This window comes from Chelatococcus sp. HY11 (genome assembly GCF_018398335.1).
Lineage (GTDB): Bacteria > Pseudomonadota > Alphaproteobacteria > Rhizobiales > Beijerinckiaceae > Chelatococcus.
Window position 1 is genome coordinate 1433490 of sequence record NZ_JAHBRX010000002.1, and the last position, 13879, is coordinate 1447368.

Genomic DNA, 13879 nt, shown 5'->3' on the forward strand with positions numbered 1-13879 from the left:
GCCAGCGAGATTCGCGCCGGACGGGCCCTTCCTCCGGTGGAGGGCGATAAACCTTAGTCTCACGCGACGGCAGTCTTGGTGACCTATCGTGAGATAGGCCGGCGATGCGGCCAAAGCAGAGGGTCGGGAGAATGGAGGTTAAAAAAGCCGCTGGCGGGTCTTGTTTTTTCAACCAGACGAATGGTAGAAAATCGTCACGACGCCGAACCAAGGACGCAACAAGCCTGTCCACTCCGGCACGCAGGGAGAGGAAGACGCTATGCCAACGTTGTGCACGAAGCTTGTCTCACCGATGGAACCTCCCGGGATGCTCGACCGCCCGCGCCTACGCGCGTTGGTGAGCGAGGTCGCGCGTCACCGGCTCACCCTGATCCAGGCGCCAGCGGGCTACGGCAAGACCACTTTGATGGCGCAATGGCACGAGGAATTGGCGTCGGGTGGCGCCAGGGTCGGCTGGCTGACGCTCGATTCGCGTGAATGCAGCCAGTCCGCCCTCATCGGTTCTATCGCGGCGATGCTGTCGCGCATCCCGGGCGTTGGTGAAGATCTTGGCCAGTTCGCCGCCCACCAATCCTTCTTCAACGCCGACGCCTTGATGGTGCAGGTTGTGGAGCGTCTGGCGTCTCTCGCCGAACCGGTTTTCCTGTTTTTTGATGATGTGCACGCGCTCGATCCGGAGGCGGCTGCGGCGCTCTGTGATTTCGTGGCGCATGCCCCATCGCAGATGCATATGGTGTTCGGAGCGCGGGACACGCGCCATATCGAATTGGCGGCGATGCGCGCCTATGGCCAGTTGCATGAGATCGGCCATCGGCATCTCAGTTTCACCGTCCCAGAGGCCTCCGCCTTCCTGCTCTCGGCCGGCGGGCCCAGTCTCACGGAGGACGAGGTCGCGGTGCTCGTCGGCAAGACCGAGGGCTGGGTGACCGGCCTCAAGCTCGCTCTTCACGGTCTAACGAAAACGCCGGATCCCAAAGCCTTCGTGGTGGCGTTCTCAGGCCGCCGGAGGGCGATTACCGATTATTTCGAGGAAGATGTGTTCGCCGGTCAACGACCTGACGTGCAGCGCTTCCTGCTGGAGACCGCGGTCCTTGATCGGTTGGCGCCAAAACTGTGCGAGGCCATGACGGGCAATAAGGGCGCCAGCACGATGCTTCGCTCCCTCGAGGTATTCGGGCTGTTCATCGTCCAGTTGGACGATGAAGGCGCTAACTTTCGCTACCATAGCCTGTTCGCGGAGTTCCTGCGGCGCAAGCTGGCGGAGATCGAGCCCGGCGCCCCCGCAGAATTGCACCGTCGCGCCGCAGCCTGGCTCGCCCTGGATGGTCAGGTCCTGGAAGCCCTCGAACACGCGCTTCAGGCACGTGACGAAGCCATGCTGGTCGAACTGCTCGAAAGCAACGCCGAGGAGCTGACCTTCAATGGCAAGATCGGCGTCGTGGCACAGTTCGCGGCCCGTCTGTCCGCCGAAGCCTTGGCGCGGGCGCCGCGAACGTTGCTCGCCGTCACCTGGCTGAAAGCCGGGAGCCACAACACCGCTGAGGCCGAGCGCCTGCTCGCCATCGCACGCGCGCATGTCGGGGCGTTGCGCGCCGACGGCGACAGCGATCCCGAGAGCTTGGCGGCCATCGAGCACTCCATCCGACACCGCGCCATGGTCATTGCAGCGGCGCGGGACGAGCCGGCACAGGTCGAGGCGCAGTGTAACGCGCTCATCCAGATCTTCGATGCTCAGCGTCCCTATCTCACCTGTACGGTATATGGTCATCTGGCTGCTGCGCGGTGTGAGCAGTTCCGCTTCGACGGTCTTGAGAGGCTTTACGCGCAGGCTCGCATGTTGGCGGACGAATCCGGCTACCGTTTCGCCAAGATCGCCCTGCAAGCCTCAGCCGGTGCGTCGATGTTCGCCGCCGGGCGTACCGAAGCCGCGGAAGCAGCCCTGAACCAGGGCTTGGCCGAAAGCGCCCGCTGGGCCGGCCCGAAATCCGGGCTCGGCGCTCTCGTCGCATTGCCGCTGGCGGAGCTTCATTACGCGACCAATAATCTAGATGCCGCCCGCCAGCTCGTTGACGACTATCTTCCGGTCTCGCGGGAATTCTGTTTCGTTGACCAACTTCGGGCCGGACATGTGGTGCGGGCCCGCCTGCATACGGCCGCCGGCGACATAGCCGGCGCTCGTCGGGCGCTCGACGAAGCGATGGAGGTGGCCCATGAATGCGATCTGGAGCGGTTGCGCCTTGTCGTGGTCCACGAGCAGGTCCGTCTCCTTTTGCGCAACGGGCAGCCCGAGGCGGCGTTGAAGCAGGCAGCCGCGCTCAATCTGCCGGATGAACCCGATGGTCTCGGGCCAACCGGCGATGCCACCTCGCACCACGATCTTCGCGCGGCCATTTGGGTGCGCGTCGCTATGAGCCGCGACCAATTGGCCGAGGCCTCGACGCTGGCCAAGCAATGGCGCGCCTTTTGCTCCAGCCGTGGGGCTGTGCGCGCCGGGATTCGCTGGAACATTCTGGCGGCGCAGATCCTGATGATGAACGGCGACCCACGCGCCGCGCAGCGCCTGATGCGCGAGGCGATCGCGGCGGCCTCCGGTGCCGACGCGGTCCGGAGCTTCCTCGATGAGGGCACCTCTGTCCTGACCATCCTCTCCGAGGCTTATGGCGACGCGCTCGATTCGCAGCATCCGACCGACCTCTTCGCGCGCCATGTGTTGGATGCTTTCAGCAGCCGGCGGACGGCTCCGGCGGTGGCTGTGGTGTCGGGTGACGAGGGCCTCTATGGCCGCCTCAGTGGCAAGGAACTGGAGATCCTGACGCTGGTCGGCTGCGGCATGCGCAACCGCGAGATCGGCAGCCGGCTCGGCCTCTCCGAAGGATCGGTCAAGTGGTACATGCAGCAGGTCTACGACAAGGTCGGGATCCGTCGCCGCTCCCAGGCCGTCGAGCGCGCCCGGCAGTTCGGGCTCATCGCCTGAGATCGGACAGGCGCGCGGCTCAAGGCGTATCAGCCGCGACGAGCGCCGCGGTGTCCCAGTAATAGGGCAAGATCTCATGCAGTTTGCCGTCGCGGAAGCGCCAGAGCTCCATGACAGTGGTGTCGATGGCGACGCCTGTGCGACGCGAGCGGCCTGTCAGCCGCAGGCGCAGGACGATCGTGTCCGCTGTCTCGCCGAGAAACTCGATGGGAACCACCTTCAGGCCGGCCCAAGTGCCAACGATCTGCTTGCAGAGCGCCTTCCAGCCCGCGATGCCTCGCCAAGCGCCGCCATAGGGCAGGCCCTCGGCCTCGTGGCATACGAAATCCGCGTCCATCATATCGCCGAGGGTCTCGAAGTCGCCTGTGTCGAGCGCGGCGAAGAACGCCTTGCAGAACACCTGATAAGCCATCTCAGCCCCTTTTTGCTGCGTGATGTCGTCAAGTCAGCTTGCGATCGTCAAGGCCGAACGACCGCGAGATGATCTCTTTCATGATCTCCGACGATCCGGCGAAGATGCGGGTGACGCGGGCGTCCGTGAACATCCGCGAGATGCGATATTCCTCCATGTAGCCAGCGCCGCCATGGAGCTGGACGCAGGCGTCCATCACCCGTCCCTCTACCTCGCTCGAGAACAGCTTCGCTTCGGCCGCGACGTCGGCCGCCAGGCGCTCGGCGTTGTGAAGCAGCACGCACTGGTCGATGAAGGTCTGCGCGACGTCGAGCTGCGTACGCAGGTCCGCCATCACGAAGCGCGTGTTCTGGAAGGCGCCGATGGGACGCCCGAAGGCCCGCCGTTCCCGCACGTAGTCGAGCGTGAGATCGAAGGCTGTCTGGGCGGCGGCCATCGAGCCAATCGCCGCGACGAGGCGTTCGCAGGCCAGGAAGCGCGACAGATAGGCGAAGCCCTGGGTGGGGTCGCCGAGGACGTTGTCCTTCGGCACCTCGACGTCGTGGAAGAACAGCTCCGACGTGTCCTGGGCCGCCATGCCCATCTTCTTCAGGCGTTTGCCGCGCTCGAAGCCGGGCATTCCGGCCTCGACGATGAACAGCCCAAGCCCGCTGCGCTTGTCAGGCACGGTGCGCGCCACGACGATGATCAGATCGGCGAGCTGGCCGTTCGAAATATAGGTCTTTGACCCATTCAGCAGCCAGTGGTCGCCCCTGTCCACGGCGTGGCTGCGGATGCCGCCGATGTCGGATCCGGTTCCCGGCTCGGTGATGGCGACGGCGAGGATCGCCTCGCCCGAAATGCATTTCGGAAGAAAGCGTTGCTTCTGTTCCTCAGTGCCGAGGCCACCGATATAGGGCGCCACAAGCCCCGAATGCAGGTTGATGTAGAAGCCGAGCTCGCCGTTGCGGATGTTCTCCTCATAGACGATCTGTTCGTAGCGGAAGTCCTTGACCCCCGCGCCGCCATAGGCCTCGTCGGCCCACATCAGCAGGTAGCCGAGCTTTCCGGCCTTGAGATAGGCCTCCCGGTCGACATAGCCCTGCTCGCGCCAGCGCTCGGCATGGGGCGCGATCTCGCGCTGGAAGAATCGGCGCACGGCGTCGCGGAACTGCTCGTGCTCGGGTTCGAAGATCAGACGTTGCATGGCGGAGGCTCCGGGACGCGCTCGGCGGGTCCGGTCATTGGTAACGATCGGGTGACGACGACGGCGGGGGCATCACGAGCCCAGCGCAATGGGCATGACATCCCCCGTCATTGCCGTTGAGCCATGCTGCCTGCACCTACCGAAAGAAAGGCTTGCCGCGTGGCGCGCCATGCGACGACATGGCCGTCATCCACCGGCTCCAGCCCACCATTCCGGTGCAGAAGGTTCACATGCGACAGGATGTCGGCGATCCGAAGCGGCAGCATGTCGATGCTTGTGTTGGGGATGAGCGCATCGAGCAGCGCCCGCACGGTCATGGGCCGTCCGACGCAGGCCTCGATCAGTCTGGTGCAGCGTCGTCCGTGGTGGGTACGCGTCTCGCGCAGCTGGTGGGGCGCACCGCGAAACGGCAGGCCGTGCCCGGGAAGAACCAGGGTTTCCTCCCGCACATGCGGCTCAAGCAATGCGAGATAGTCGAGATAGTCGCCGAGTGGGGCGGCCGTCGGGTTGTCCGGCCGTGCCCCCACGAAGGGCGATTGCGCCGGCAGCATCTGGTCGCCGGGGAGCAGGATGTCGCGCTCCGGATTGAAAAGGCTGACCGGCGCGGGCGAATGGCCTCCAGGGCCGTGGAGAATCCGCCAGTCCGATCCTGAAATGGCTAGTATCGATTCGTCGTCGAGCATGGTCGGTGGTTGCGGCAGCGGCCCCATCCCGGATTCAACGGGCTCGGAGCGCGTGCGCAGTAAACGCGCTTCGCCCGGATCGCATCCCATCCGCAGGAGATGCGTCTCGAAGCGGGCCGATTTGCCCGCCGGCTGCGGACTGGTGCTTGCAATCAGCGCTTCCCACTCGCCTTCGCTGGTGAGGATCGCCGCGCCGGATGCGTCCTGCAGCCATCCGGCGGCGCCAGCATGATCGGCATGATAGTGGGTGAGGACGATCTGTTCGAGTGACCGAAGGCCACCGAGCGGAGCAAGGATCTCGCTCCAGGCGCCATGGGTCCGCGCATCGTTCACACCTGTATCGATGGCTGTCCAGCGCGTGCCGTCACGCAGCAGGTAAATGTTCACGTGGTCAAGGCTGTAGGGGATAGCGACGCGAACCCACAGCAAGTCCTCCGCTATTGTAACGGGCGTGTTGAAAGGCGGAGGAACATCGTTTGGAAATCGCAGCATTGTTTTCGCAAAGCTTCCCTAGCGCGGTGAGTATGGTGCGCTCCCGGGCCTTGACTGATCATGCTGCGGCGAGACCGGGAGGCCAACCTTTCTTTTGGTAGGTGTGGGTTGTTTTGCGATGCGGCAATGGGGGTGAAATGCCCTGCTCGGGCCTCAGATCCGGGACCATTCCGATGACCGAAGCCTTCATCTACGATCACGCGCGCACACCCCGGGGCCGGGGCCGGCCGGATGGCGCGCTGCATGAGGTGACCGCGGTGCAACTCGCCGCGCAGGTGCTGGGCGCCGTGCGCGACCGCAACAGCCTCGACACGGCGCTGGTCGATGATGTCATCCTCGGCTGCGCCCAGCCGGTGGGCGAGCAGGGCGGCAACATCGGCCGCGCGGCGGTGCTGACCGCGGGCTATGCCGAAACCGTCGCGGGCCAGCAGGTGCACCGGTTCTGCGCCTCCGCGCTTGAGGCGGTCAACAATGCAGCCGCGCAGGTGATGGTGGGAGCGGCGGATGCCGCCATCGGCGGCGGCGTCGAATCCATGTCGCGCGTCTATATGGGCGCTGATAGTGGCGCATGGGCCGCTGATCCGTCGGTCGCCTACGACACCTATTTCGCGCCGCAGGGTATCGGCGCCGACCTGATCGCCAGCATCGACGGCTTCAGCCGCACCGATGTGGACAGTTACGCGGTCGAGAGCCAGCGCCGTGCCGCCGAGGCCTGGCGGGAGGGCCGCTTCGCGCGCTCCGTCGTACCGGTGCGCGACGTGCTCGGGGACGTGCTGCTCGACCATGATGAGCACATGCGTCCTGGCACGACGCTGGAGCAGCTGGCGGCGCTCAAGCCGGCCTTCACGGCGCTCGGCGAGAAGGCCGGCTTCGATCTTGTCGGCATGCAGAAATATCCCGAGCTCGCCGCTGTGAACCACGTCCATACCGGCGGCAATTCGTCGGGCATCGTCGATGGGGCCGCCGCAGTGCTGGTCGGCAGCAAGGCCTTCGGCGAGCGGGCAGGGCTCAAGCCCCGCGCCCGGGTCCGCGCCTTCACCTCCATCGGCAGCGAGCCGACGATCATGCTCACGGCACCGGCCGAGGTGACACGCAAATGTTTATCGCGGGCCGGCATGAACGTGTCGGACATCGACCTCTTCGAACTCAACGAGGCCTTCGCCTCGGTGGTGCTGCGCTTCATGGCGCGGCTGGAGCTCGACCATGCCAAGGTCAATGTCAACGGCGGGGCGATCGCCATGGGCCATCCGCTCGGCGCCACCGGTGCGATGATCACCGGCATCGTGCTGGACGAGCTGGAGCGGCGCGGCCTTGGAACCGCGCTGGTGACGCTGTGCGCCGGCAACGGTCTCGGGACCGCCACCATCATCGAGCGCGTCTGAGGCGCGCTCCCGCCAGTTCTGCGGCCTGAGCCGCGACACGAGACATCATCATGAACCATCTCACGTTGAGCATCGACGCTGACGGCATCGCGCTGATCACCCTGGACCACGCCGTGGAGTCGATGAATCTTGTCTCGCCGGAATGGCTGGCGGAATTCGCGGCGGCCGTGGAGACGGTGGCCACGGACCCGGCGGTGAAAGGCGCGATCGTCACCTCGGGCAAGAAGGCCTTCATGGCGGGGGCCGATCTTAAACTGCTGTCGAGGGGCTTCAGCAAGGCTGAGGCGCTCGCCTTCAGCGAGGCGCCCACGCGCATGCACCGCCGCCTGGAAACCTGCGGCAAGCCCTTCGTGGCGGCGCTGAACGGTCTCGCCTTGGGCGGCGGCTTCGAGCTGGCGCTCGCCTGCCACCACCGTCTGCTCGCCGATGATCCGAAGGCCGTCGTCGGATTGCCGGAAGTCAAGGTCGGGCTTCTGCCCGGTTCCGGCGGAACCCAGAGGCTCATCCGCCTGATTGGCGTGCAGAAAGGCCTCGAGCTGCTGCTCTCCGGCGCGACGCTCGGCCCGGCCGAGGCCCTGAAGGCCGGGCTCGTCGACGCGGTTGTGCCGCCCGGTGAGCTCATCACGGCGGCCAAGGCCTGGCTGATGGACGCGCCCGATCCCGTCCGTGCATGGGACAGGAAAGGCTACACGCCGCCGGAAGCGGGCGGTCTCCTCAACCCGGGGATGGCGACCCTGTTCTCCATGCAACCGGCGGCGATAGCAGCCAGAACCTTCCACAACGATCCCGCGCCGGCGGCCATCGCTTCCGTGGTGTTCGAGGGCATCCAGCTGCCGTTCGACAAGGCGCTGGCGGTGGAGAGCAAATATTTCGCGAAGCTGCTCTCCGGCCCGGTGGCGCGCAACATCATCCGCACCACCTTCGTCAGCAAGGGGGAGGCGGAGAAGCTGGCCGGCCGCCCAGCCGGCGTGCCGAAGGCGAGCTTCGCCAGGATCGGCGTGCTCGGCGCCGGCATGATGGGTGCCGGCATTGCCTATGTGGCGGCGGTGGCGGGCGCCGAAGTGGTGTTGCTGGATCGCAGCCAGGCGGAAGCCGACAAAGGCAAGGCCTTCGCAGAGAAAACGCTTGCGCGCGAGGTCGAGCGCGGCCGGCGCAATGAGGCCCAGGCCGACGCCATCCTCGCGCGTATCAGGCCAGGCGAGGATTTCGCGGCGCTGGCCGGCGTGTCGCTGATTGTCGAGGCTGTGTTCGAGGACACTGCCGTGAAGGCCGACGTGACGCGGCGCGCGCAGGCGGTGGCCGGCCCAGACGTGATCTTTGCTTCCAATACGTCGACGCTTCCGATCAGCGGGCTCGCCGAGGCGTCGCAACGTCCCGAGGGCTTCATCGGCCTGCATTTCTTCTCGCCGGTCGATCGCATGGCGCTCGTCGAGGTCATCCTTGGCCGCCAGACCAGCCGGGAGACGCTCGCTCACGCGCTCGATTTCGTGGCCTTCCTGCGCAAGACACCGATCGTGGTCCACGACAGCCGCGGTTTCTATACCAGCCGCGTCTTCCAGACCTTCATCCATGAAGGAATGGCAATGCTCGGCGAGGGCATTGCCCCGGCGCTGATCGAGAATGCCGCTCGCTTCGCCGGCTTCCCCGTGGGTCCGTTGGCGGTAACCGATGAGGTGACACTCGAATTGCCCTTGAAGATCATCCATCAGGCCGAGGCCGAAGTTGGCGACGCCTTCGAGAAGCCTTGCGGCACGCCGATCCTCGAGAAGATGCTCGCGGCGGGGCGCGGTGGGCGGAAGTCCGGCGGTGGCTTCTACGACTATCCGCAGGACGGCCCCAAGCGCCTCTGGCCGGGGCTGGCCGAAATGTTCCCGGAACGTGCCGACCAGCCTGACATCACCGAGGTCCGCCAAAGGCTGCTCGCAATCCAGGCTCTCGACACGGCCCGCTGCCTGGAGGAGGGTGTGCTGACCACCGCCACGGACGCCGACCTCGGATCGCTTCTGGCCTGGGGTTTCCCCAGCTGGACGGGCGGCACGCTCTCCTACATCGACATGATCGGCCTCAAGGCTTTCGTCGCCCAGTGCGACAGCTTTGCCCAGCGTTACGGCAGCCGTTTCGAGCCGACGCCGGCATTGCGCCGGCGGGCTGAGGAGAATGAGCCGTTCTACCCGGCCTGAATGTCCATGACGGCCTGGCACGGCTTTCGTGCCTTGGAGTTGCCACCGGTTGGGCGCGCTGCCCATCCCATGCCAGCCTTGACGCGGGACACGAGCGCGCCCGGCCGTCGAATGGAGAAGCCCATGAAAGCCTTTGTCCTCACAGAGACGGCAGGGCCGGAGAGTGCCGTGGTGCGCAACGAGCCGCGGCCCGAGCTCGCCGCCGGCAGCGTGCGCGTGGCGCTGAAAGCGGCCTCGCTCAATCATCGTGAGCTCTGGATCTCGCGCGGGCTCTATCCCGGCATGAAACTGCCCTGCGTCATGGGAGCCGACGGGGCAGGAGTGGTGACGGAGGTGGGGGACGGCGTCGATCAGGCTCTGGTCGGGCGGGAGGTCGTCCTCTATCCCGGTGACGGGTGGGGCGACAATCGCCGCTTTCCGGCGCGCGGCTTCGCGATGCTTGGCATGCCCCTTCCCGGCACCATCGCTGAGGAGATCTGCGTGCCGGCCACCACTGTCTTCGCGAAGCCGGCTCACCTGTCCTTCGAGCAGGCCGCAGCCCTGCCGACCGCCGGCATCACCGCTTGGCGGGGGCTCACGGAGAAGGCTGCGCTCCAGAGCGGGGAGATCCTGCTGGTGACGGGCGTCGGTGGTGGTGTCGCGACTTTCGCGCTCATCTTCGGGCGGGCGCTGGGCGCCGAGGTCTATGTCACCAGCGGGTCCGACACGACGCTGGCACGGGCGGGCGCGCTCGGCGCGGCGGGAGGTTTTAATTACCGCGAGCCTGGTTGGCGCAAGGCGTTGCAGGAGGCCTCGCGGGGCCTCGATGTGGTGTTCGACGGCGCGCCTGCGGCTGGCCTCTCCGAATACACCCGCGCGTTGCGCGCAGGCGCGCGCGTCGTGATCTACGGCTCGACGGGCGGCCCGGTGATGACCATGGCGGCGCCGGATCTGTTTCTGCGCCATGCCACGATATCGGGAACGGCGATGGGCGATCTCGTCGATTTCGCGGCCATGCTCGCCTTTATCACCGCGCACCGGCTGGAGCCGGTCATCGACAGAACCTTCGCCATCGACCAGTCGCGCGAGGCTCTTCTCTATCTCGAGAGGGGCCATGCGTTTGGCAAGGTGGTGATCGCCATCTGAACGCCGGCGGCAGGCTGCCGGAACGACACGGCCCTATCGTGGGATAGGTGTGGCGCGTGGCGCGCCATGGAAGGCTTCCAGGGAATCCTTCGATGAAACCCTTCGATGGCACGGATCCGTTGTGATTGGGGATTTGCGTATGAGCTTCCCGCCTCCGCCCGATGTGGCGGGCACCAGCCTTGATGGCACGGAGCCCTATGTCATCGATGCAGACGAAAACCGCAGGCTCTGCGCCTCGGTGAATGCCGTGCCGGACCCGGGCGGCGACGCCCACCCGATCTACTACTACATCGCCACCCAGGTCGGCATGGGCAAGACGGTGGCGGGACTATGCGCCGCCTGCGATTTCGACGTCGAGGACGGCCCGATGATGGGGTCGTCGCAGGTGGAATTCGCCGGCGCGCTCCGCACGGGTCTGCCCTATCGGGTGAGCGGCGAGATCGTCAACCTGAACCGCAAGGCGAGCCGCAAGCTCGGTGTGATGGACGTGCTCGAGTATCGGCTGCGCCTGATCGACCCCGGCGGCGGCACCGCGCTCGAAACGACCAACGTCTGGGTGCTGCCCCGGAAGGAACTTGCATGACCCTGCCAGTCGGCGCCGCCATCCCGCCGTTCGTGATCGAGGTATCCCCGGCCGCCATGCAAAGCTGGGCGATCTTCCTCAAGGACCCGAACCCGATCCATCTCGACGCTGAGATCGTCCGCGCCAAGGGGCTTGGTGACCGGGTGATCAACCAGGGGCCGGCCAATGTCGCCTATATCATCAACGCCCTTGCCGCTGCCTTTCCCGGCTGCACGGTCAAATCCCTCGCGATGCGCTTTCTCGACAACGTCTATGGCGGCGAGATCGTCGAGGCGGGAGGGACCGTCACCGCCGTCGCGATCGAAGGCGACCTGCGCATCACGACCTGTGACATGTGGCTGAAGGCGGCCGACCGGGGCGCGGTGATCAGCGGCCCGGCCGTTGTCACGCAGCCCGCCAGCTGAGATCCCGCGCGCCACCGGCGCGCCGCAACCGGAGTTTTCGTATGCCAAGCGGCCCCTTCGCCCATATCTGCCTGCTCGTCAAAGATCTCGACAAGGCTATCGAGGACTGGACCAAGATCCTGGGTGTTCTCGACCCGAGGCAATTGGACAGGAAGCTCGTGCGCTACGAGGATTTCGAGGGCGGCGCCGACAAGATGCGCTGGGCGACCTTCGTCTCCGACCACGGCGCCGAGATCCAGATGATCGAGCCCGCGCCCGGCACGCCGCTGTTCAAGCGCCTGGAGAAGCATGGCGAGCATGTCCATCATATCTGCCTCACCACCAACGATGTCGACGGCTCGCTCGAGACCCTGCGTGGCCAGGGCATCGAGACCGTGGGCGAGGTATCGAGCGACCCCGGCATGAGCTGGCAGAAATGGGGCTGGGTGTCGCATCGCAGCGCCCATGGCGTCCTTGTCGAAGTCGCCAAGCCTTACGAGACCCACGACGACGGCAAGTGGCATCCCGCGACGCCGCGTTAGGTTCTTCGATATACAGCGTTCTCGTCTCTCATGGCCGGCTCATCCCGGGCGTCCCGATGACTGCGTTGTTTTTCAGGCAGGCGGATAGCCCACGCCAGCGGCGCTGCGTGTCCGTTGATCGCGTGTTCCGCCTTGCCGAACCGGAGGAGACCGGCAGTTGATGGCACCGAGCCCCCAGTCTCCCGCGCTGGCGCCGCAGGCTGCTCCCATGATCCGCTTTCAGCTGCGCGAGGGCTTCGCGCTCACCGCCGAGCTGGCGGGACCGCCGGACGGCCCGCGTGTCGTGCTGGTTCATGGTGGCGCCCAGAGCCGCCGTGCCTGGGATGTCGGCGTCGGCTTGCTGAGCCGGGCAGGCTATCGCTCGGTCGCCATCGACATGCGCGGCCATGGCGACAGCGACTGGGCGCCCGACGGCAACTACGCGCTGGAGCATTGGGCGGAAGACCTCAGGCAGGTCGTCACTGCGCTGGCGCAGGATGATCCACGACCCATCGCGCTGGTCGGCGCCTCCCGAGGCGGGCAGAGCGTCTTGCTCACGGCCGTTGACCTGCCGGCGCTGGTGTCCTGCGCCGTGCTCATCGACGTTACCCCGCAGAATGATGAATCGGGCATCGCTCTCATCAGGGCCTTCATGCAGCGCAGCGCCCAGGGTTTTGACAGCGTGCGGGAATGCGCCGACGCCGTCGCCGATTTCATGAAGAGGCCGCGACGTTCCAACGTGTCCGGTCTCGCCCGCATTTTGCGGCAGGATGCCGATGGTCGCTGGTTCTGGCGCTGGGACCCGCGCATGGCCGACAGCCGGTTTGTGCGGCCACCCTCGGAGCAGATCCTGATGGAGGAAGCGGCGCGCGAGGTCGGCGTTCCGGTGCTCCTCGTCCGCGCCGGGATGAGTGAGCTCGTCCGCGCGCAGGATGTCGAGCATTTCCGCGCCTTGCTGCCGACGCTGGAGGTCGAGGAGGTTCCCGGCATCCCGCACATGATCACCGGCGACAGCAACGCGGCCTTCCTGCCGGCCGTCATCGCGTTCCTGCGACGACGGCATGAGCCCATCGGTTGAAGGCTCCGCTGAAACACGCGCCTTCCGCTACAGCCGCAGGCCCCCATCGACGATGATCGTCTGGCCTGTGATGTAGGACGCCCGGTCGGAGGCGAGGAACGCCACTGCCTCGGCGATCTCGGCGCCCTCACCGAAGCGGCGCAGCGGTACTCGCTTCTTCTGCTGTGCCCACACCTCCGGCGTATGCACCTGGTCCTGCAGGCTGTGCCCGAGGCCGGCGTCGATGATGCCGGGCGCCACGGAGTTGCCGCGAATGCCGTAGCGGCCTTCCTCCTTGGCGACGGCGCGCGTCAATACCTCGATGCCCGCCTTCGGAACCGCCGAGATGGCGTCGCCGGGCGGGAACCAGTAGTTGGCGAAGGAGACGACGCTCACGAAGCTGCCGCCGCCGTTCCTGCGCAGGACGGGGATCGCGAGCCGCACGAGACGCGTGAAGCCGAGCAGCTCGATCTCGACGACCCGCAGCCACTGGCCCTGCTCGATCTGCGAGACATAGGGCTGCAGGATCGGGGCGCCGCTGGCATAGACGATACTTCTCAGGCCGCCCGGCAGCGCATCGGCACGGGCGATCGCCTCCGCGACATCGCTCTCGCTTCGCGTGTCCATGCGCATGGCAGCGACGCGGCAGTTGGTTGGCAACTCGACCTTCAGGGCGTCAGCCTTTGCGGCATTGCCGAAATAGGTGAAGGCCATGGCCGGCCAGTCCAGCGGCATGCGCCGGCAGATGGCCTCACCGAGGCCGCCGCTTCCGCCAATCACGAGTACCGCGCCGTCCTGCATCACCGTCTCCCCGTCAAACTCAACGCCAAAGCACCGTCAGCCTTTGCCTGTCGGGGACAGGATAGGCCCGGCGCATGGCGCGCCGCCACCTGTCTTGGGA

At 66.3% G+C, this 13879-nt stretch carries 12 protein-coding genes; 8 read left to right on the forward strand and 4 right to left on the reverse strand.

All coding sequences use genetic code 11. The features are described from left to right. Window positions 1–307: 307 nt before the first annotated feature. Window positions 308–2974 (forward strand): winged helix-turn-helix domain-containing protein, encoded by a 2667-nt coding sequence (locus tag KIO74_RS27315; protein ID WP_213338305.1) that lies wholly within the window; start codon window positions 308–310, stop codon window positions 2972–2974. 19 nt (window positions 2975–2993) lie between these two features. Here the strand turns inward: KIO74_RS27315 and KIO74_RS27320 are convergent, their stop codons facing one another. The 3 genes from KIO74_RS27320 to KIO74_RS27330 all read right to left on the reverse strand — a co-directional run bounded on the left by KIO74_RS27320 (window position 2994) and on the right by KIO74_RS27330 (window position 5747). Further along, a complete protein-coding gene (locus KIO74_RS27320) occupies window positions 2994–3386 on the reverse strand; it encodes a nuclear transport factor 2 family protein (RefSeq protein ID WP_213338306.1) in 393 nt (130 codons plus the stop codon). 28 nt (window positions 3387–3414) lie between these two features. Continuing rightward, on the reverse strand, window positions 3415–4572 hold the full coding sequence (locus KIO74_RS27325) for an acyl-CoA dehydrogenase family protein (protein ID WP_213338308.1): 1158 nt from the start codon (window positions 4570–4572) through the stop codon (window positions 3415–3417). A 107-nt stretch (window positions 4573–4679) separates the two neighbouring features. Then, window positions 4680–5747: an MBL fold metallo-hydrolase gene (locus KIO74_RS27330; RefSeq protein ID WP_213338310.1), complete on the reverse strand. Its 1068-nt coding sequence runs from the start codon at window positions 5745–5747 to the stop codon at window positions 4680–4682. 173 nt (window positions 5748–5920) lie between these two features. Between KIO74_RS27330 and KIO74_RS27335 the strand changes: the two genes are divergently transcribed. The 7 genes from KIO74_RS27335 (at window position 5921) to KIO74_RS27365 (ending at window position 12999) form a co-directional block, all read left to right on the forward strand. Beyond that, window positions 5921–7129: an acetyl-CoA C-acetyltransferase gene (locus KIO74_RS27335; RefSeq protein WP_213338312.1), complete on the forward strand. Its 1209-nt coding sequence runs from the start codon at window positions 5921–5923 to the stop codon at window positions 7127–7129. A 50-nt stretch (window positions 7130–7179) separates the two neighbouring features. Beyond that, a complete protein-coding gene (locus KIO74_RS27340; RefSeq protein ID WP_213338314.1) occupies window positions 7180–9309 on the forward strand; it encodes a 3-hydroxyacyl-CoA dehydrogenase NAD-binding domain-containing protein in 2130 nt (709 codons plus the stop codon). Window positions 9310–9432: 123 nt separating this feature from the next. Further along, a complete protein-coding gene (locus KIO74_RS27345) occupies window positions 9433–10434 on the forward strand; it encodes a zinc-dependent alcohol dehydrogenase family protein (RefSeq protein ID WP_213338316.1) in 1002 nt (333 codons plus the stop codon). 139 nt (window positions 10435–10573) lie between these two features. After that, a complete protein-coding gene (locus KIO74_RS27350) occupies window positions 10574–11017 on the forward strand; it encodes a hypothetical protein (RefSeq protein ID WP_213338318.1) in 444 nt (147 codons plus the stop codon). After that, window positions 11014–11421, forward strand: coding sequence for a MaoC family dehydratase (locus KIO74_RS27355; protein ID WP_213338319.1), 408 nt, complete (start codon window positions 11014–11016; stop codon window positions 11419–11421). Before KIO74_RS27350 ends, KIO74_RS27355 begins: the two co-directional genes overlap by 4 nt. 41 nt (window positions 11422–11462) lie before the next feature. After that, window positions 11463–11942: a VOC family protein gene (locus tag KIO74_RS27360; RefSeq protein ID WP_213338321.1), complete on the forward strand. Its 480-nt coding sequence runs from the start codon at window positions 11463–11465 to the stop codon at window positions 11940–11942. Between the two features lie 160 nt (window positions 11943–12102). Next, entirely contained in the window at window positions 12103–12999 is an 897-nt protein-coding gene (locus tag KIO74_RS27365) for an alpha/beta fold hydrolase (RefSeq protein WP_213338323.1), read from the forward strand. Between the two features lie 27 nt (window positions 13000–13026). On the opposite strand, the gene KIO74_RS27370 is transcribed toward KIO74_RS27365, so the two are convergent. Continuing rightward, window positions 13027–13779: an SDR family NAD(P)-dependent oxidoreductase gene (locus KIO74_RS27370; protein ID WP_213338325.1), complete on the reverse strand. Its 753-nt coding sequence runs from the start codon at window positions 13777–13779 to the stop codon at window positions 13027–13029. Between the last annotated feature and the right edge of the window lie 100 nt (window positions 13780–13879).